Source organism: Pantoea sp. DY-17, assembly GCF_019795975.1.
Taxonomy (GTDB): domain Bacteria; phylum Pseudomonadota; class Gammaproteobacteria; order Enterobacterales; family Enterobacteriaceae; genus Pantoea; species Pantoea leporis.
Genome location: NZ_JAIMIG010000001.1, coordinates 1,649,698 through 1,668,507 on the forward strand (window position 1 = coordinate 1,649,698; position 18,810 = coordinate 1,668,507).

Consider the following 18,810-nt stretch of genomic DNA (forward strand, 5'->3'; position numbering starts at 1 on the left):
TTTGTCATATTTCGCCCCGATCGCGCTTCTATACTCGCCAGCAGTTGAGCGGTAAGGAGTGGCAGCCATGAGTCACAGTCTGCACTGGCACGCGGGCGCGCGCAGTCGTCTGCTGCTGTTTAATCTGCTGGTGATGTCGGTGACGCTGGCGGTGAGCCTGGTCGCGATTTTTGGATTTCGCCACGCAGGTCACATTCAGGAACAGGCGCAGGCACAAACGCTGGCCGATATGAACGGCAGCCTGGCGCTGGCGCGCGACACCGCCAATGTGGCCATTGCGGCGGTGCGGTTATCGCAGGTGGTCGGCGCGCTGGAGTATCAGAGCGAATCGGCGCGCCTGCAGCAAACGCAGCGGGAACTGCAGCAGTCGCTGAGCTTGCTGGCAAGTGCGCCGCTGGCGGCACAGCAGCCGCAGCTGCTAGCGCGTATTCGTGAGCGCAGCCAGACGCTGGAACAAACCATCAATCAGTTGCTGCGCGCCGGGCATCAGCGCCATCTGCAGCGCAACGTGATGCTGAGCGGCTTGTGGCAATCGCAGCTGTTACTCAATCGCATTGACCTGCTAACGCGCACCGATTCCCCTTCTGCCGCGCTGCGCCAGCAAACCCACAGCTTATTCAGCGTGGCGATTCAATCCAGCGCGCCGCAGGCCGCAGTGCAGCAATTGCCTTCGGTGCTGCGCCAGTGGCAAGCGTTAAGGCTTAACGGCGCGCTGAATACCCAGGTGCAGCGGCTGATCGCCACCAGCACGGATTTGCAGCCGGTGGCGCAGCAGCTGGAGCAAAGCGATATCGCCATTGCCTACGCTACCTATCGCATCAAAGCGCTGGTGGCGATGCTCAACGACGACATCACCCATTACGTGCAGCTGGTGGCGCAACAGAGTGACGCCCGCAGCGCGGTGACGCATGAAGAGCTGGATTCGATCATCGGCTTTATCGGCCTGTTTATGCTGCTGGCGCTGCTGATCACTGGTTACGCCGGTTACTACATTTACCGCAATCTCGGTTCGAGTCTGACCGCCATCGCCCACGCCATGACGCGGCTGGCGCAGGGTGAAAAGAGCGTCAACGTGCCGGGCCTGGCGCGGCGCGATGAGTTGGGCGATCTGGCGCGCGCCTTCAACGTGTTTGCGCGCAATACCGCGTCGCTGGCGCACACGTCGCGCCTGCTAAAAGAGAAAAGCAACCAGCTGGAATCGACCTTTCTCGCCATGCGCGACGGCTTTGCGCTGTTCGATAACAGCGGTCAGCTGGTGGTATGGAATGCGCAATATGCCGAGCTGCTCGGCATCGCGCCGCGTGAACTGCATCGCGGTTTGCACTATCAGCAGCTATTAAAACGCGTTGATGTCGAGCTCAACGGATTAGCCGATGCGCAGGAAGTGCGGCTGGCGGATGGTCGCACGCTGGAGCTGCGCTTCAGCCCGGTGCCACGGCGCGGCATGGTAAATACCGTGCTGGAGCGCACCACGCGCAAGGCGCTGGAGGAAGCGCTGCTGCACAGCCAGAAGATGAAAGCAGTGGGACAGCTGACCGGCGGACTGGCGCACGACTTCAATAATCTGCTGGCGGTGATCATTGGCAGCCTGGCGTTAACCGTCGATCAGCTGCCGCCCGGCACGCTCGCCAGCCGCATCGAACGCGCGCGTCAGGCCGCCGACCGTGCGGCGCAGCTGACGCAGCGCTTGCTGGCCTTCTCACGTAAGCAGGCGCTCTATCCGCGCGCGGTGTCGGTGGTGGAGCTGGTGGATAATCTGCATTCGCTGCTGCAGCACGCGCTGCTGCCCGGCCAGCAGCTGGTAATTGATGCGCAGCGACCCGGCTGGCCAGCGTGGATCGATGCCGGACAGCTGGAGAACGCGCTAATCAATCTGGTGGTCAACGCGCGCGATGCGATGGCGCAGCAGAGCGGCGAAATCCGCCTGCGTATCTGGAATCAGCGTAAACAGGAAGCCGACGGCAAGCGCGATCGCGTCACCATTGAAGTGATCGATCACGGCTGCGGCATGTCGGCCGAGGTGCGTGAACAGGTGTTCGAGCCGTTCTTCACCACCAAAGCCATCGGCAGCGGTAGCGGTTTGGGCTTATCGATGGTGTATGGCTTTGTGCGGCAATCCGGCGGCCAGATTGAGCTGGAAACCGCGCCGGGACAAGGCACCACCGTGCGGCTATTATTGCCGCGCGCGCCCGAAGCGGCGCAACCGCTCAGCGTGCCGCCGCCGCTGGTGCCGCAGGCCAGCAACGATCGGCTGGTGTTGGTGCTGGATGATGAACCGACGGTGCGGCAAACGCTGTGCGAACATCTGCATCAGCTGGGTTATCTGACGCTGGAGTGTGGCGACGGCGAAAGCGCGCTGAGGCTGCTGCGCCAGACGCCGGATATCGATCTGTTAATCAGTGATTTGATGCTGCCGGGCGGCATTAACGGCGCGGATGTGATTCGCCAGGCGCAGGCGCAGTGGCCGCATCTGGCAACGGTGTTGATCAGCGGTCAGGATCTGCGCCAGACGCAGGTCACGCTGCCGCTGTGTGAGCGGCTGGCAAAACCCTGGCATCAGGCGCAGCTGGTGCAGGCGCTGGAGCGCGCCTGGCAGCGCAGTGAACGGCTTAGTCGCGCGCGGCAGGCTGCCACAACGGCACCCCTTTCCCCGTGATGTAACGCTTCCGCAGCTTGCTGGAGACCACATCCATGATCATCACCACCGCCACCAGAATCAGGGTCAGGAACATCACTACATCCCAGTTCCATAAACGCATGTTCTCGGCATACACCAGGCCGACGCCGCCCGCGCCAACAAAGCCCAGCACCGCTGCGGAGCGGGTGTTGGACTCAATCTGATACAGGCTGAGCGCGAGGAAGGTCGGGAACGATTGGGTGAAAATGCCGTAGCGATGTTTTTGCAGGCTGTTCGCGCCCACCGCGCTGAGACCGCGACTCGGCGAACGCTCCACCGCTTCGTGCCCTTCGGCGTAGAGTTTGCCGAGCAGACCGACATCCTGCATCAAGATCGCCAGCACGCCAGCCAGCGGTCCCATGCCGACGGCACGCACGAAGATCAGCCCCCAAATCGCCATGTCGATGCCGCGCAGCACATCCAGTACGCGACGCACCACCAGCGCAATCGGACGCGTCAGCGGATCGTGCATCACGTTACGCGCCGCCAGGAACGAGACCGGCAAGGCGACCAGTGACGCGGTCAACGTGCCGGAAAACACAATCGCCAGCGTAATCCCGACCTGCGTGAAGTAGTAAGCAAACGGCCAGTTGAGGAAATCCTGCCAGACAAACATACGCAGGAAATAACGGCTGAGCTGCTGGCAGCCGATGAGAAAACGGCTCCACTCAATGCCAAAGAATTCGAAAAAGAACAGGTAATAGAGCGCGATGGCCAGCGCCACCAGCGCAACGCGGCGCAGATAGCGGTTTTGCGCGGCAAACAGGGCGGCATGCTCCTGTTTAAGTTTGGCGACATCCGGCGCTAAGGCGATCATGATACGTCTCCTTCCACTACGCGGCGACGCAGCCAGCCGGACAGCGTATCCAGCAGCGACACCACCACAATGATCAGCAATAGCGTAATGCTGACCTGATCGTATCGATCGAGTTTGATATTGGTCATCAGCTCTTGCCCGATACCGCCCGCACCGACCAACCCGAGGATGGTGGAGGAACGGAAGTTGATCTCCAGACGCATAAAGCTGTAGGAGAGAAACGTTGGTTTGACCTGCGGCCAAAAGGCAAAGCGCATGCGCTGCAGTTTGCTGGCACCGCACGCCGCGAGGCCGCGCACCGGTTTATCCGAGGCGCTCTCAATCGCTTCGTAGAACAGTTTGGTCAGGCTGCCGACGGTGTGCAGCGCCAGCGCGAGGAAGCCAGGAATGGCCCCAATGCCAAACGCCATCACGAACATCACCGCCCACGCCAGTTCGGGCATGGTGCGCAGGAAGGCGACAAACGCGCGGATCGCCATGCGCAGGCTGCGTGGCGTTTGGGTGTTGTCGGCGGCGAAGAACGCCAGCACGCCAGCCACCGCCACCGCTATGATGGTGGACGACAGCGCCAGTTGTAAGGTTTCCCAGATTAGCGGCAGCTGGAAATGCAGGCGATAGCCCCAATAGGCCAGCGAACCCTCGGTTTTGCCGTCAGCGAACAGCAGCGGGAGATGCAGCACAGGCAGCGTTTCGCCAATGTAATCGAAAAAGTGTGGCAGCGACTGCCAGACGGTGAGCAGGTTAAATTCCGCCATCTTGCCCGCGGCCAGATAGAGCGCCAGTAACAGCAGCGACCACAGCAGCGAGTCGCGCTTTTGCTGGCGGCGGATGCGTTGGTAGTAGTGTTCGAAATCGGTCAAGGGGGGATTCCTGTTGGTTGGGAGGGTTCGTTCTGGATGGTGCTCGCGGGATGGTGCTCGCTGTCCCCCTCCTCGGTCCTCCCCCACAAGTGGGGGAGGAAGATGGTGCAAAATGCAGCTCCGAAGTCGCATGTGGCAGCATCTCCTTCCCCCACTTGTGGGGGAAGGCCGGGATGGGGGACAGCGAGCACGGACCGAGGAGGGGGACAGCCAGCACCAACTAAATTAACCGCGCGTACCCTTCATCAAATCACGCTTCATATCGATGATATTCTGGTAATCCGCCACGGTAGCTGGGCCGATGTGCTGGGCACCGCCAACCGCTTTAACAAAGCAGCCGTGATCTTCTTTATCCAGTTTCTTGATGGTGGCCACCACTTTCGCTTTGAAGTCAGCGGGCAGATTGTTGCTCACCAGAATCGGACCGTTCGGGATCAGCGGCGACTGCCAGATAATGCGGATCTGCTTCATCAGGTCTGGATGATCCATACGAATCAAACGACCAAAGGCACCGGAGGTATAACCGGTTTCGCGGTCACCAATGAGCGACGTCCAGGTTACTGCGCCTTCGAACTGGCCGTTCAGCACGCCGAGGATGTCCTGCTCGTGACCGCCGGAAAAGGTGACGCTGGAGAAGGTGTTGTTGTACTTGTCGTCCACCGTGCCGCCAAACTCTTTCTTGAACGCCTGGTTCGGCATCAGGAAGCCGGAAGTGGAATCCGGATCGGCCATGCCGAACGATTTGCCTTTCAGGTCTTCCAGCTTTTGGTACGGGCTGTCGGCTTTCACGATCACCACTGAGTGATAACCCTGCGAACCGTCTTTGTCGTCCACCACGATGCCCACCACATCCACCGCTTTCGGGTTCTGCAGATAAACCGAGGCAAACGAGGCGGGCGACATGCTCAGCACCAGGTCGATTTTGTTACCCAGCAAGCCCTGAATCACGCCTGAATAGTCAGACGAGTTGCGCAGTTTGGTATCCACCTGCAGCTCTTTATCGAAGAAATCTTTCACGCATTGGTTATCACCAATCTGCTGCGTGGCGTTCTGGCCGCCAAGAATCCCGAGGTTCAACTCTTTTGGTGCATCCGCTGCGTTTGCGCCAAATGCCATCGCAATAGTCAGTAAAGCTAAAGAAGTCAGTTTCATTCTTAGGTTTTCTCTTGCTGTGGGAGTTAGTGGAGCTGGTTAATTTCGTCGCCGTACAGCTCATGCATCAGGCCGTCGGTCAACCGGGAAGGATGTCCATCAAACAGCACTTTGCCGCGCTGAATACCGATGACGCGGGTGCAGTAGCTTTTTACCAATTCAATTGAGTGCAGGTTCACCATTACGCTGATGCCCTGCTCGCTCACCTGACGCAGCACGTCCATGATGCGCTTGGTGTTTTTCGGATCGAGTGACGCCACCGGTTCGTCCGCCAGTAAAATGCGCGGGTTCTGCATCAGCGCCCGGCAAATCGCTACGCGCTGCATCTGGCCGCCAGAGAGATTTTCCGCACGCTGCAGCGCCTGCGGCAGCATGTTCATCCACTGCAGCAGTTCGATTGCGCGGGCGCGGTCGGTTTCGGAGAAGACTTTGAAGAACGATTTCAGCGTCGAGGTCTGGCTTAAACGACCGAGCAGCACGTTGGTCAGCACGTCGAGGCGCGGCACCAGACAGAAGTCCTGGAAGATCATGCCGCATTCGCTGCGCCATTCACGCATCTGGCGGCTGTTCAGCGTCACCACATCGCGATCCACTTCGCCGTGGCGATTGCTGAGGATCGCGCCCTGTGAAGCGGTGATGGTGCCGTTGAGCATGTGTAACAGTGTCGATTTGCCTGCGCCCGAGCGGCCAATCACCGCCACCAGCTCGCCCGCATGCAGATCGAAGCTGACGTTATCCAGCACCTGATTGGCGCCGTACGCTTTGCACAATCCCTGCACCGACAGCACCTTGTTGCCCTGCCCGGTAACGTGTGGGAAGGGATTGTCGACGACGGTTTTCAGTAATGCCTGTGCCATGTTGCACTCCATCTCTTCTGAGCTGTTGATTGCACGCTATTACGGGCAAAACGGATGAAAGCTTGATGACAGTAAAATGATTAAACGGTGACAGCGCGGTTTGCTGTCACGACTCGCATGTCCACACCCTGCCCATCCGGACATTGCGCAATAAATTGCGCCGCTACGAATTTTTGCACGTGTCCGTAGCGGCGCGATTTATCGCGCACCCAGCAAACGTCGCAGCTGTTCAAGCGTACTGCTCAACGCACCATCATTATTCAACGCATAACAGTGCGCGGGCAGCGGTTCGGCGGCACGCGCCAGCCGTTGCGCGATCTCCGCTTCTGACTCGCGCCCACGCTGCCGCAAACGCGCTTCCAGCACCGCTGGCGAAACCTGTAACACCAGCGGCAGCAGCTGCGTGCCGTAATGCTGCTGCACCATCGGCAGATGCAGGCGCGAGCCGTTCACCAGCACGTTCATTCCGCGCGCCAGCCACAGATCGATCTCCTCGCCCAGCCCGTAATACATGCCGTGCGCCTGCCAGCTGACGGCGAACAACCCCAGCGCCTCGCGCCGTCGAAACTCGGCTTCGCTTAGCGCCACGTGGTTCTCGCCGCCCGCATCGGCGGCGCGCGTAATGTAGCGATGGGCGATCAGCAAATTCTCCGGCGGCGCTTCACGCAGCGCGTTCAGCAGGCTGTCTTTGCCCGCGCCCGAAGGCCCGGTAAGCCAGATCAGGCGCGCCATCAGAACACCCGCTTGCCTTGCGACCAGACGTGACGGATGTGCGAATGACCATGATCGGTATGCACCAGCACCAAATCGGCACGCAGTCCTTCGGCGATGCGGCCGCGATCCTGCAGGCCAATTGCCCGCGCCGGATTGTGGGTCACCAGCGCGGCCGCCTGCGGCAGCGTCAGCGTGTTGCGCTCATCGGCCACCAGCCGAAACACCGCGTCGAGCAAGCTGGCGGGATAGTAGTCGGAGGAGAGAATATCCAGCAGGCCGTGGCTGGCGAGTTCTGCCGCCGCCACGTTGCCGGAGTGCGAACCGCCGCGCACGATGTTGGGCGCGCCCATCAGCACCTGCATGCCGCAGTTGCGTGATGCGCGTGCCGCCTCCAGCGTGGTTGGAAATTCGGCGATGGCACTGCCGACCTCATGCGATTCGGCAACGTGCGCCGCCGTGGCATCATCGTGGCTGGCCAGCGGAATGCCGCGTGAACGGCACAAGCTGGCGATGGCGTTGCGGTTAGGCGTGGAGAACTCGGCGGCCAGCGCCAGCTGCTCACGCTCAAACTGATCCATCTGCTCGTCGTTGAGCTGATATTTGCCCTGATAATAGGTGCGATACATCTCCAGCGAGGCGTACTGGCGCTGGCCCGGCGAGTGATCCATCAGCGACACCAGCGACAGCTCCGGCGTGTTGATCAGCGCTTCAAACAGCGGCAGCGTGGTGTTGTGCGGCAGCTCGCAGCGCAGATGCAAATGGTGATCGGCGCGGTTAATACCTTTGCGATTGCTGTCCTGAATCGCGTCGATCATTTTGGTGAGATTATCCAGGCGATGGCCGCCATCGCGTACGTCGCCGACGCCAATCGCATCCAGCACCGTGGTGATGCCGCTGGCGGCCATCAGCGCATCGTGGCTGCTCATCGCCGAATAGGCTGGCCAATCCACCTTCGGACGTGGCGCAAAGAACTTGTCGAGGTTATCGGTGTGCAGCTCCACCAAACCCGGCAGCAGGAAGGCGTTTTCGCCATCCAGCGCGCCCGGCTGTTGGCTGACGCTGTCGCTAAAGCTGGCGATGCGCCCGTCACGGATTTCCAGCGATCCCGTTACCACTTCGTTTTCCAGCACCAGCTGGACGTTGTTGACGATCATGCTTCTGCTCCTGCTTGCATTGGCTGCATGACGTGCAGGCGATCGGCCACGCGTGCGCGCACCGCTTCGTCATGGAAAATTCCGACAATGGCGGCACCGCGGGCGCGCGCCTGTTCAATCAGTTCCACCACCGCAGCGCTGTTGGCGCTGTCGAGCGAGGCGGTTGGCTCATCCAGCAGCAGCACCGGATAGTCGGCGATAAAGCCGCGTGCGATGTTGACGCGCTGCTGTTCGCCGCCGGAGAAGGTGGACGGCGCCAGTGACCATAAACGCTCCGGCACATTGAGGCGCGTCAGCAGCTCTTTGGCGCGCTTTTCGCAGAAAGCGCGCTCGGTGCCGCGCTCAAGCAGCGGCTGCATCACAATCTCCAGCGTGGGCACGCGCGGGATGACACGCAAAAACTGGCTGACCCAGCCGACGGTGTGGCGGCGAATCGCCAGAATCTGGCGGGCGGGCGCGTTGGCCATGTCGATCCATTCGCCCTGATGTTGCAGCCAGATGTGACCGCTGTTGGCCTGATAGTTGCCGTACAGCGCACGCAGCAGCGTGGATTTGCCGCTGCCGGAGCGGCCATGCAGCACCACGCATTCGCCGCCGCTGACGTCAAGATTGGCGTCCTGCAATACTGGCAGCGCGGCGCCGCTTTGGTTGTGCAGCACAAAGGTTTTGCTCAGATGCTCTACGCGCAATAAAGGTTGCATGTTAATTTCCTGATATTTGCTGTTTTCCACCACATTCACCCCTTGTACAGCTCTCGACATTGCGCAATAAATTGCGCCGCTACGGTCTGTGCGGGCACCAGATTACGTGCCCACGAACCGCACGATTCGTAGCGGCGCGATTTATCGCGTTGTTTTGACGTTGCCCTACGCCAAAACAGATGAAACCAGCAGCTGCGTATACGGATGATGTGGATCGTCCAGCACCCGGTCAGTCAACCCGCTCTCCACCACGCGCCCCTGCTTCATCACCAGCAGGCGATGCGCCAGCAACCGCGCCACGCCGAGATCGTGCGTCACAATCACCACCGCCAGATTCAGCTCACGTACCAGCGTGCGCAGCAGATCCAGCAGGCGCGCCTGCACCGACACATCCAGCCCGCCGGTTGGCTCATCCATAAACACCAGCGTCGGCTGCGTCACCAGGTTGCGGGCAATCTGTAAACGCTGCTGCATGCCGCCGGAAAAGGTGGTGGGCAGATCGTCGATGCGGTTAGCGGGGATCTCCACATCCTGCAGCCAGCGCATCGCCTCTTTACGGATATCACCGTAATGCCGCTGGCCCACCGCCATCAGCCGCTCGCCGATGTTGCCGCCCGCCGTGACCTGCGGACGCAAACCATCCAGCGGATGCTGATGCACCACGCCCCATTCGGTGCGCAGCAAGCGGCGGCGATCGCTCTCGCTCAGCTGATAGAGATCCTGCGCGCGATAAAGAATGTTGCCCTGCTGCGGCGCTAAGCGTGCTGACAGGCTGCGCAGCAAGGTGGTTTTGCCCGATCCGGATTCCCCAACAATGCCTAACACTTCGCCGGGATAGAGTTCAAAACTCACCTCTTCAAACCCTTTGCCGGGCGCGTAAAGGTGGGTGAGATGGTTGACCGCAAGCAGCGGCTGTTCACTGTGCATGCTGTTGTTCCTGCTGCTGGTGGCAAAAATCGGTATCGGAGCAGACAAACATGCGCGTACCGGCGTCATCCATCACCACCTCGTCGAGGTAGCTGTGGCGCGAACCGCACAGCGCGCAGGGTTCTTCCCACTGCTGCACGCTGAACGGGTGATCGTCGAAGTCGAGGCTTTCCACTTTGGTGTACGGCGGCAGCGCATAGATGCGTTTCTCACGTCCGGCACCAAACAGCTGCAGCGCTGGCATCATGTGCATTTTGGGGTTGTCGAATTTGGGGATCGGCGATGGATCCATCACGTAGCGATCGTTGACCTTCACCGGATAGGCATAGGTGGTGGCGATATGGCCGTAGCGGGCGATATCTTCATACAGCTTCACCTGCATGATGCCGTACTCCTCCAGCGCGTGCATGGTGCGGGTTTCGGTCTCACGCGGCTCGATAAAGCGCAGCGGCTCAGGGATCGGCACCTGGAAAATCAGGATTTGATCTTCTTCCAGCGGCGTTTCCGGAATGCGGTGACGCGTCTGGATCAGCGTGGCATCACGGGTTGCTTCGGTGGTGGCCGCGCCGCTGACGCGCTGGAAGAAGCGACGAATGGATACCGCGTTGGTGGTGTCATCCGCGCCCTGATCGATCACCTTCAGCACATCGGCATCGCCAATAATACTGGCGGTGATCTGAATCCCGCCGGTGCCCCAACCGTAGGGCATCGGCATTTCGCGTCCGGCGAACGGCACCTGATAACCGGGAATCGCCACCGCCTTCAGAATGGCGCGGCGGATGGTGCGTTTGGTCTGCTCATCCAGATAACCGTTGTTGTAGCCGGTTAACTCACTCATGGTTCTGCTCCTGATGCGGTTGGCGCAGTTGTTTCAGCAGCTCAAGCTCCGCCTGGAAATCGACGTAGTGCGGCAGTTTCAGATGCGAGACAAAGCCCGCCGCTTCGACGTTGTCGGCATGCGACAGCACAAACTCCTCATCCTGCGCCGGGCCGGCAATGCGTTCGTGGTACTCCGGCGCCTGCAGCGCGCGATCCACCAGCGCCATCGCCATCGCTTTGCGCTCGGAACGGCCAAACACCAGACCGTAACCGCGCGTAAAGTGCGGCGCGCTGTCAGTTTCGGTGGTGAAGCCATTCACCATCTCGCATTCGGTCAGCAGGATTTCGCCAATCTCAATCTCAAAGCCCAACTCTTCCGGGCAGATTGACACGCTGAGATAACCGGTACGAATTTCACCGGCGAACGGATGATTACGGCCGTAGCCGCGCTGCGTCGAGTAGCCGAGCGCCAGCAGAAATCCTTCGTCGCCGCGCACCAGTTGTTGCAGCCGTGCGGCGCGCGTAGCCGGATAGCCTGGCGGTTCGCGCGTGATGTCGCACGGCTCGCTGCCGTCATCCTCTTCGCGTGCCGCCAATCCTTCCGCCGTCATCATGCTGAACACGTGGGGACAGTGTTGTGGCAGCGCCTGATCGTCACGCGGCGCGGCAGGCGTTTCGCCATTCGCCAGCAGGGTGAAATCGAGCAGACGATGGCTGTAATCGTAGGTTGGGCCGAGCACCTGGCCGCCCGGCAAATCTTTGTAAACTGCTGAGATACGGCGTTCGAGGCGCATCTCAGCGGTTGCCAGCGCCAGGCTATCGGCGAGGCGCGGCAGCGTGGTGCGATAGGCGCGTAGCAGGAAGATCGCTTCCACCAGATCGCCACTCGCCTGTTTAATTGCCAAAGCCGCCAGCTGCGGATCGTAGATGCCGCCTTCGGTCATCACGCGATCGACCGCTAAACCCAACTGTTGCGCCACCTGATCGCAACCCAATTCGGCAACCTCGCGATCGCCACGACGCAGATCGGCCTGCAGCTGATGGGCGCTGGCTATCGCCTTTTCGCCCCCTTTGACCGCAACGTACATCAGCACACCTCCACGTCGGTGGTGCGTGGCAGCGCCATCATCGCTTCACCGCAGGTGAAAATCAGATCCACACCTTGTGGGAACGGATGTGGGCGCTCACGCAGATAGTGCAGAATCGCTTTTGGCAGCTGCGGCGCAACGGCGCGCGGCTCACGTAAGCCGGGACCGGACAGGCGCAGCGTTAAACCGCCGCTCAGTGACGGCACTTCCACAATCAGCGTGGTGCTTTTTTCCGGGGACATATTGTCGCCAGAGGCAAACAGCGCCGGATCGGGATTGGCCGCCGCATGCGTCAGCGCAAAGGGGGCATCGCGTTCATCGACAATCGGCACGCCGGTGTGGAAACGCAGGTTGCTGCGTACCACGTCACTATCGATGCGGCCATCCAGCCACAGCGCACTCTCCTGATCGACCAGCGTCAGCAGCACCGCCGTGGCCGCCGGCGAGAGATCGCCCCAGCCCTGTTGCAGCGGCAGCGATACCATCACGCCCGGCTCGCTCATCGCTTTCAGGATGCGGCGAAAAGCACGTTGGGCATCGGCCACCGGATGGGTAAAACTTGCCAGTAAAGTCATCAGTTATCTCCGCGAACCAGCGTAAAGAAATCCACTTTGGAGCTGGCGATCTCACGCGCGCGCAGCTGTCGCTGCTCTTCACGCAGAGCCGCCAGCGGGGCAATCAATTTTTCCTGCAACAGCGCCTGGGTTTCCGGCTGTTGCAGCAGCGCATCAATCAGCGCGCAGCGTTCGGCGTGCGCTTTGTCGCGCCCCAGCACGTAGCTAAAGCCGAGCGTGCCGTTGTGCAGCTTCACCACCGCGCGCGTCACCGTGGCATCGCCCATCACAAAGCGCTTACCGCTGCCGCCCATGCGCGCCTGCAGGCGGGTTAAGCCGGTTTCTGCCGGACGGATGCGTTCAAAATCAGTAGTGATACGTAACGGCTGCCAGTGCGCCTCAAGCTGGCGGGCTTCACTGTGCGCCAGCACCGAGAGCCAATGCTGGCGGGCGGTTTGCTGTGTCATTCGTGCTCCAGAGTCAGTTCAATCATGTCGCCACGCGTCAGGCTGACGGAGTATTCCGCTACCTGACCGTCGCTGTGTTTATTGAGGGTGCGCACACACAGCAGCGGCGACTGCAGCGCAATCTCCAGCTGCTTGCACTCTTTGGCCTGCGCGCGACGCGTACTGATGCGGGTTTGGCTGCGCGTCAGGCTCAGGCCAAGCTGTTGCTGCATATAGTCGTGCAGTGAACCGCTGTGGAACTGTTGCAGCGCCGGCCACCAACTGAGTTGCGCCAGGAAGTGGTTAATGACGCACACCGCCACGCCATTGACGCGGCGCAGCGTGCGCAAGTGGATAACATTGTCGCCTTCGTTGACGCCCAGCGCGCTCGCCACATCGCTGCTCGCCGGACGCAGCACCGCCAGCAGACGCTCGCTGGTGGGATGGCTGCCCTGCTCCATCAGGTTCTGGCTGAAACGCGCCTGCGCATGCAGCGGATAATCGTACGGCCGCATCAGTACCAAAATGCCCACGCCGTGACGCCGTTGCAGCAGGCCTTTATTGACCAGCTCATCCACCGCGCGCCGCAAGGTGTGACGATTCACTGCGTAGTGATCGGCCAGCTGCTGTTCAGAAGGCAGATAGTCGCCGCAGCGGTAGCGCTCCTGCAGCGCCAGCTCCAGCTGGGCAGCAACGGCCTGATAAACAGTGGTCGGATGTCTGGATATCTCCATCACGCTCAATACCTCATTCGCATTGGTTGAGGAACGCAGCGGGCTTGCTGCGGGATGGCGATTACATTGCGCATGTCAGATGACAGCGCCGTGACGGCTCAATGACGGGCGGATGAATTTGTTTTAGGGCAGCAGAATTGCAGCGAAACGGACGGCTTTTTTAATAAATTATTTTTAACTGTTCTGTTTGTGACAGCATTCAAAAAATTAACGCTAATTTACATCACGCTTTCAGCTCCCTTACAGAATACAGCCTGCGGATGTTCTGCTAGGTTAAAGGATGAACCCTTCTTGTCAGGCCAACTTTTAAAATGATTAACGCAATAAAACTATCGGATGGTTTTCGCCGCAACTTTGTGCGTGAAGTTATTTTGCCGCTGCTGGCAATTTTGCTTCTGACCTTTGTCGGCGCGGGCGTGGGTCTGTTCTGGGGCACAGCGTTAAGCAATAACGAAGCGCGCGATCAGCAACAGCGCATGATCCAGGCTTCGTTTACCCAGAGCCTGACGGAACATCTGCGCCAGCTGCGCAGCCTGACGCGCTGGTCACCGCTGGCCGATCAGCTGGCGTCGTCGCATCCCGATCAACGCTGGCTGACGCAAAATGTCGGCGGCTGGCTCTATGACATGTTTGATCACCAGCTGGTGGTGCTGCTGGACCGCGACAACCAGCTGATTAACGTGTGGCGCAACGGCCAGCCGGTGCCGGACAAGCGCATCGGCCCTTATCTGCAGGACATGCTGAACAGTCCGCTGGTGCAAAACAGCGATGTGGTGGCGGGCCCCACCGATCACGCCGATTTCGTGCGCATCGGTCAACGCGCTGCCGCGCTGGCGGTGGGCGATATCAGCAGTACTAAACAGGCCGGGCGCTATCGTCTGGTAAGCATTAAGTTTCTCGACGATGGCTATCTGCGCAACCTCGCCGATCGCAGCCAGCTACGTCAGTTGCATTTCAGCGACAGTGAGCCAGCGGGGAAAACCAAAGCGCGCTATCTGCTGAACTCACAACAGGGCGAACCGGTCGGTTACCTCAGCTGGAATCCCGATAAGCCCGGCGCGCAGATGTTACGCACCCTCGGCCCGTCTACCTTGCTGTCGGTGATCCTGATTACCGTGCTGTGTTGGGTGATGGTGCGCCGCATCTGGACCTCTTCACTCAAGCTGTCGCAGTCGCTGCTGAAACTCGGTGCCAGTGAAGCGCAGGCGCAGCATCTGGCCTTTCATGATGTGTTAACCGGTTTGCCCAATCGTTCCCTGGTGGAAGATCGCTTAACCCAGGCGCTGGCGCTGGCCGGACGCCACGATCAGCGCGTGGCGCTGCTGCTGCTGGATCTTGATCGCTTCAAAAATATCAATGATACCTACGGCCATCACGCCGGCGATGAGTTGATCATTGAGGTGGCGCGCCGCCTCAATGAGATTGTGCGCACCAGCGACACCGTGGGCCGCATCGGCGGCGACGAGTTCATCATCGTGATGCCGGAGGTGGAGAATATTGGTCAGGTGCAATCGCTGGCGCAACGCATTATCAGCCGCCTGAGCGAGCCGTATCAGCTGGTGGGCAGCGAGCTGTGGGTGGGCGTCAGCATCGGTCTGGCGCTGGCGCCAAAAGACGGCATTGATCGGCTGGAGCTGATGCGCAAAGCGGATATCGCGCTTTATGATGCCAAAAACCACGGGCGCGGCCAGTATCGCCAGTTCGAAAAAGTGATGGATGAATCGCTGCGCACCCGTCAGCAGATGGCGGCGGATTTGCGTCAGGCGCTGGTGAAGTTTAGTGGATTAGCGGTGTGGTATCAGCCGTTAATGGATATCAGCGGCCAGCAGGTGGTGGGCCTGGAGGCGCTGCTGCGCTGGCATCACGCCATGCGCGGCGACGTTGCACCGGGTGATTTCATCGCCATCGCCGAAGAGACCGGCATGATCATCCCGCTCGGCGAATGGGTGCTGCGCGAAGCCTGTAAAACGTCGCTCAAGCTGCCGGATATTGTGGTGGCGGTGAACGTCTCGCCGGTGCAGTTCCGCGCGGTGAATTTTGTTGAGCGCATCATCCATATCGTGCAGGAAGAAGGTGCCGATCCGCAGCGTATGGAGCTGGAGATCACCGAAGGCGTGCTGATTGAGGATGAACACGAGGCGCGCAACAGCATCATTGCGCTGCGCGAAGCCGGCTTCCGGATTGCGCTGGATGATTTCGGTACCGGCTATTCAAGCCTTAATTACCTCAGCAGCTTCCCGGTGGACAAAATCAAGATTGACCGTTCGTTTACTCAGTCGCTGGGCGTGGCGCAGAACTCTACCGCGATTGTGGAATCGGTGGTGCGGTTAGGTCACGCGATGGGCTTAACGGTGACCGCTGAAGGCGTAGAAACCGAAGGCCAGAAAAACGCGCTGGCCGATGCAGGCTGTAATCAGCTGCAAGGCTATTTGTTTAGCCACGCGGTGCCGCTGGATGACATTTTGACCATGTTGCCGCCCGCTTCCCGCCCTTAACGCTCCCGCGCGGCGGCCGCCGACTGCCGCGCTTTTCTCGCTCACGCATTGAAAAGCTGCGTGCGCATCGGGACCATTCTCGTACCCTGATTAACGCGTTTAACCCATCCTCTCGTCTGTGCGCTTGCCAGCCCGTTTCGGCAAGCCGGCCTCAATCCCTTCTTTTACTCTGTTAAGGAACCACAGATGAACACACGCTATCCGGATTACACCCTCGACACCGACCGCGCGTCGCGTGAAAACGGTTCAACCGCCTATATCGCGCTCGATAATTCAACTTATGTGATTGAGCAAACCACCACCAAAACCCTGAGCAGTTTCCCTGAAAGCCTCGTCAGCGACACACCGGTAAGCTACGCACACCAGCCTTCGTCTTACGCTTATGGCGTAAAAGCGATCACCCCAGTTATTCGCTATGCCTGGGATGACGTTGGACAGGAGCAAGGCGTGCGCGCCAGCGGCAACCGCACCGACGATGCCGCCCCGACCCTGCGCGGCACCGGCCCGGCGAACACTTACATGGACATTATGTTCACCAACGGCAGCGTAACCCGCTACAACGGCATCACCACCGACGCTGACGGTAACTGGAGCTGGACGCCACGCGCCGATTTGGCCGACGGTACCTGGACATTTAAAGTGCAGGCCGACGGCCAGGACACATGGAGCAATGCGTTCACGCTGGTCATCGACACCCCAGCGGCACCGCCAGCGCTGATTACCCACATCTACGATAACGTGGGCAGCGAGCAAGGCGAGCGTTTCAGCGGCAGCATTACCGATGATGCGATGCCGACCCTGCACGGCACCGGACCGGCCAATACGCTGATCGATATCCTGTATACCGATGGCGGCAGAGTGCGCAGCAACAGCACCTTCACCGACAACGAGGGCAACTGGAGCTGGACGCCCTGGCAGAATCTGAATGACGGCTACTGGACATTCCAGGTGCAGGTTGAGGGCGCACCGAGCTGGAGCCAGAGCTTCGCGATCACCATTGATACGCCGGAAGGCCGTATCGCCTTGCGCGACGCCGAAATCTCCCATATTACGGATAATGTCGGCAGCGATCAGGGTGACCGCTTCTCTGGCAGCATTACCGATGATGCGATGCCGACCCTGCACGGCACCGGTCCGGCCAATAAGCTGATTGATATCCTGTATACCGATGGCGGCAGGGTGCGCACCAACAGTACCTTTACCGACAACGAGGGCAACTGGAGCTGGACGCCCTGGCAGAATCTGAATGACGGCTACTGGACATTCCAGGTGCAGGTTGAGGGCGCACCAAGCTGGAGCCAGAGCTTCGCGATCACCATTGATACCTCAGCAGATACAGCAAGCGGGGATGACGCGTTTGACAACGCGTTAACGTCACTGAGTGTTGGCGATCTGCTTTCCGTTGTTGATAGTGACGTTTTGATTGATAACGGTAAAACGCAGTACATGCTGGACAACGACGCCAGTAACGTGGTGAAGCTGGAGGATATTTTATCCGGCAACGATATTGACGGCTGGCAACAGCAGCAAGGCACCCTCACCGTGGCGGGTGTTCAATATGATGTTTACCACTACACAGATGAGACAGAATTACTGGTGCAACACGCCGTTTAATCAGCATTAATTGAGAGCCGTATTAACCAAGCCATGCCGCCTTTGCTGCATGGCTTTTTTGTTTTTGGGCGGCGTTTAATTAAGTGCGCATGAGTAGGTTTAATGCCGCTCAATTAAGCGCCATAGCAAATCACCGCACCTTCCGTAACGGCGCGATTTATCGCGCAATGAATTGCGCCGCTACAATGTGTGCGCTCGGAAATTAGGGTTTTCATGTCTTAACTGACGAGCATTAGCATAAATAGGGTTACCTGACATACGCTGGAGAAAAGCGTCTTAACAATAGGTTCATTTTAAAAAGATTGGAATAGGGCTCGGCATAACGAACCTCGAATCTGACATTGCGCGCTGAATAAAAGATGCTTGGGGTAAAACAGGGAGGCGCAATGAAAGGACGCAAGAACATTCGGTTATTGAATTATGATTACACCGCTTCGGGCGCGTATTTTATTACGCTGGTTACGCGTTTGCGTGCGCCACTCTTTGGCCATATCGATCATCATCTCTTTTTTCCCTCCCCGATGGGCCACACCGCCAAACAAGCCTGGCTGGCGCTGCCCACACGTATAGCCGGTATAAAACTGGATAGTTTTGTCGTCATGCCCAATCACCTGCATGGCATCATCTGGTTAACCGGGGATAACACCGTTTCATTGTCAACCATTATTGCCCTCTATAAAGCGGGCATGAGCCGGATGTGGCAGCAATCACTTTGGCAACGTAACTTTTATGAACGGGTTATTCGGGATGAGCGGGAACTGTTTTTCGCCCGACAATATATTGAGCAAAACCCTTTGCGTTGGACGTTGGACCGTTATTACTGAACCAACAAACCACGCCCGCCGTTATGCGGCTGAACATTATCACCATACACACCATCCGCACGTCACCGTTGCGGCGCGATTTATCGCGCGTGCCGACGGCGGCACCGTGCCCTCATCCGGCATTGCGCAATAAATTGCGCCGCTACATTGCCCGGCAGCCATCATCGCGATGCAAACAATCCGCACGTCACCGTTGCGGCGCGATTTATCGCGCGTGCCGACGGTGGCACCGTGCCCTCATCCGGCATTGCGCAATAAATTGCGCCGCTACATTACGCAGCAGAACGTTATCATCACACACACCATCCGCACGTCACCGTTGCGGCGCGATTTATCGCGCATGCTGACAGCGGCACCGTGCCCCCATCCGGCATTGC

The 18,810-nt window shown here is 59.3% G+C and carries 17 protein-coding genes; 4 read left to right on the forward strand and 13 right to left on the reverse strand.

The features are described from left to right. Positions 1-67 precede the first annotated feature (67 nt). On the forward strand, positions 68-2,656 hold the full coding sequence (locus tag K5Y33_RS07855) for an ATP-binding protein (protein WP_101762811.1): 2,589 nt from the start codon (positions 68-70) through the stop codon (positions 2,654-2,656). Here K5Y33_RS07855 and phnE (K5Y33_RS07860) read toward each other — a convergent pair. From phnE (K5Y33_RS07860) to phnF, 13 genes are all read right to left on the reverse strand, one after another. Continuing rightward, positions 2,610-3,494, reverse strand: a complete 885-nt coding sequence (phnE, locus tag K5Y33_RS07860; protein WP_222233636.1) for a phosphonate ABC transporter, permease protein PhnE — start codon at positions 3,492-3,494, stop codon at positions 2,610-2,612. The genes K5Y33_RS07855 and phnE (K5Y33_RS07860) overlap by 47 nt on opposite strands. After that, positions 3,491-4,354, reverse strand: a complete 864-nt coding sequence (gene phnE / locus K5Y33_RS07865) for a phosphonate ABC transporter, permease protein PhnE (RefSeq protein ID WP_101762813.1) — start codon at positions 4,352-4,354, stop codon at positions 3,491-3,493. The genes phnE (K5Y33_RS07860) and phnE (K5Y33_RS07865) overlap by 4 nt, the downstream gene beginning before the upstream one ends. 225 nt (positions 4,355-4,579) lie before the next feature. Beyond that, on the reverse strand, positions 4,580-5,506 hold the full coding sequence (gene phnD / locus K5Y33_RS07870) for a phosphonate ABC transporter substrate-binding protein (RefSeq protein WP_110868351.1): 927 nt from the start codon (positions 5,504-5,506) through the stop codon (positions 4,580-4,582). Positions 5,507-5,532: 26 nt separating this feature from the next. Then, on the reverse strand, positions 5,533-6,363 hold the full coding sequence (gene phnC / locus K5Y33_RS07875) for a phosphonate ABC transporter ATP-binding protein (protein WP_101762815.1): 831 nt from the start codon (positions 6,361-6,363) through the stop codon (positions 5,533-5,535). Positions 6,364-6,561: 198 nt separating this feature from the next. Next, positions 6,562-7,095: a ribose 1,5-bisphosphokinase gene (phnN, locus tag K5Y33_RS07880; protein WP_222233637.1), complete on the reverse strand. Its 534-nt coding sequence runs from the start codon at positions 7,093-7,095 to the stop codon at positions 6,562-6,564. Then, positions 7,095-8,231 (reverse strand): alpha-D-ribose 1-methylphosphonate 5-triphosphate diphosphatase, encoded by a 1,137-nt coding sequence (gene phnM / locus K5Y33_RS07885; protein WP_222233638.1) that lies wholly within the window; start codon positions 8,229-8,231, stop codon positions 7,095-7,097. Before phnM ends, phnN begins: the two co-directional genes overlap by 1 nt. After that, positions 8,228-8,932, reverse strand: coding sequence for a phosphonate C-P lyase system protein PhnL (phnL, locus tag K5Y33_RS07890; RefSeq protein WP_222233639.1), 705 nt, complete (start codon positions 8,930-8,932; stop codon positions 8,228-8,230). The genes phnM and phnL overlap by 4 nt, the downstream gene beginning before the upstream one ends. A 165-nt stretch (positions 8,933-9,097) precedes the next feature. Continuing rightward, a complete protein-coding gene (gene phnK, locus K5Y33_RS07895; protein ID WP_222233640.1) occupies positions 9,098-9,859 on the reverse strand; it encodes a phosphonate C-P lyase system protein PhnK in 762 nt (253 codons plus the stop codon). Further along, entirely contained in the window at positions 9,849-10,697 is an 849-nt protein-coding gene (locus K5Y33_RS07900; RefSeq protein WP_008105508.1) for an alpha-D-ribose 1-methylphosphonate 5-phosphate C-P-lyase PhnJ, read from the reverse strand. Before K5Y33_RS07900 ends, phnK begins: the two co-directional genes overlap by 11 nt. Then, positions 10,690-11,766, reverse strand: coding sequence for a carbon-phosphorus lyase complex subunit PhnI (locus K5Y33_RS07905; RefSeq protein WP_101762820.1), 1,077 nt, complete (start codon positions 11,764-11,766; stop codon positions 10,690-10,692). The genes K5Y33_RS07900 and K5Y33_RS07905 overlap by 8 nt, the downstream gene beginning before the upstream one ends. Then, positions 11,766-12,341 carry a phosphonate C-P lyase system protein PhnH gene (phnH, locus tag K5Y33_RS07910; protein WP_222233641.1) on the reverse strand — a complete coding sequence of 192 codons (576 nt, stop codon included), beginning with the start codon at positions 12,339-12,341 and terminating at the stop codon, positions 11,766-11,768. The genes K5Y33_RS07905 and phnH overlap by 1 nt, the downstream gene beginning before the upstream one ends. After that, a complete protein-coding gene (gene phnG, locus K5Y33_RS07915; RefSeq protein WP_217546235.1) occupies positions 12,341-12,787 on the reverse strand; it encodes a phosphonate C-P lyase system protein PhnG in 447 nt (148 codons plus the stop codon). Before phnG ends, phnH begins: the two co-directional genes overlap by 1 nt. Next, positions 12,784-13,500 (reverse strand): phosphonate metabolism transcriptional regulator PhnF, encoded by a 717-nt coding sequence (gene phnF, locus K5Y33_RS07920; protein WP_222233867.1) that lies wholly within the window; start codon positions 13,498-13,500, stop codon positions 12,784-12,786. Before phnF ends, phnG begins: the two co-directional genes overlap by 4 nt. Positions 13,501-13,811: 311 nt before the next feature. On the opposite strand from phnF, the gene K5Y33_RS07925 reads away from it, so the two are divergent. The 3 genes from K5Y33_RS07925 (at position 13,812) to K5Y33_RS07935 (ending at position 18,433) form a co-directional block, all read left to right on the forward strand. Next, positions 13,812-15,995, forward strand: a complete 2,184-nt coding sequence (locus K5Y33_RS07925) for a bifunctional diguanylate cyclase/phosphodiesterase (protein ID WP_222233642.1) — start codon at positions 13,812-13,814, stop codon at positions 15,993-15,995. Positions 15,996-16,181: 186 nt separating this feature from the next. Continuing rightward, positions 16,182-17,609, forward strand: coding sequence for an Ig-like domain-containing protein (locus tag K5Y33_RS07930; RefSeq protein WP_222233643.1), 1,428 nt, complete (start codon positions 16,182-16,184; stop codon positions 17,607-17,609). 386 nt (positions 17,610-17,995) lie between these two features. Continuing rightward, on the forward strand, positions 17,996-18,433 hold the full coding sequence (locus tag K5Y33_RS07935; protein ID WP_192233466.1) for a transposase: 438 nt from the start codon (positions 17,996-17,998) through the stop codon (positions 18,431-18,433). Positions 18,434-18,810: the final 377 nt, after the last annotated feature.

Excerpts from the sequence above, each read along its gene's own strand:
- K5Y33_RS07900 (WP_008105508.1), bottom strand. The coding sequence starts at position 10,697 with ATGAGTGAGTTAACCGGCTACAACAACGGTTATCTGGATGAGCAGACC.
- K5Y33_RS07930 (WP_222233643.1), top strand. The coding sequence starts at position 16,182 with ATGAACACACGCTATCCGGATTACACCCTCGACACCGACCGCGCGTCG.
- K5Y33_RS07905 (WP_101762820.1), bottom strand. The coding sequence starts at position 11,766 with ATGTACGTTGCGGTCAAAGGGGGCGAAAAGGCGATAGCCAGCGCCCAT.
- phnL (WP_222233639.1), bottom strand. The coding sequence starts at position 8,932 with ATGCAACCTTTATTGCGCGTAGAGCATCTGAGCAAAACCTTTGTGCTG.
- phnH (WP_222233641.1), bottom strand. The coding sequence starts at position 12,341 with ATGACTTTACTGGCAAGTTTTACCCATCCGGTGGCCGATGCCCAACGT.
- phnE (WP_222233636.1), bottom strand. The coding sequence starts at position 3,494 with ATGATCGCCTTAGCGCCGGATGTCGCCAAACTTAAACAGGAGCATGCC.
- phnN (WP_222233637.1), bottom strand. The coding sequence starts at position 7,095 with ATGGCGCGCCTGATCTGGCTTACCGGGCCTTCGGGCGCGGGCAAAGAC.
- phnK (WP_222233640.1), bottom strand. The coding sequence starts at position 9,859 with ATGCACAGTGAACAGCCGCTGCTTGCGGTCAACCATCTCACCCACCTT.
- K5Y33_RS07925 (WP_222233642.1), top strand. The coding sequence starts at position 13,812 with ATGATTAACGCAATAAAACTATCGGATGGTTTTCGCCGCAACTTTGTG.
- phnF (WP_222233867.1), bottom strand. The coding sequence starts at position 13,500 with ATGGAGATATCCAGACATCCGACCACTGTTTATCAGGCCGTTGCTGCC.
- phnG (WP_217546235.1), bottom strand. The coding sequence starts at position 12,787 with ATGACACAGCAAACCGCCCGCCAGCATTGGCTCTCGGTGCTGGCGCAC.
- phnC (WP_101762815.1), bottom strand. The coding sequence starts at position 6,363 with ATGGCACAGGCATTACTGAAAACCGTCGTCGACAATCCCTTCCCACAC.
- K5Y33_RS07935 (WP_192233466.1), top strand. The coding sequence starts at position 17,996 with ATGAAAGGACGCAAGAACATTCGGTTATTGAATTATGATTACACCGCT.
- K5Y33_RS07855 (WP_101762811.1), top strand. The coding sequence starts at position 68 with ATGAGTCACAGTCTGCACTGGCACGCGGGCGCGCGCAGTCGTCTGCTG.
- phnD (WP_110868351.1), bottom strand. The coding sequence starts at position 5,506 with ATGAAACTGACTTCTTTAGCTTTACTGACTATTGCGATGGCATTTGGC.
- phnM (WP_222233638.1), bottom strand. The coding sequence starts at position 8,231 with ATGATCGTCAACAACGTCCAGCTGGTGCTGGAAAACGAAGTGGTAACG.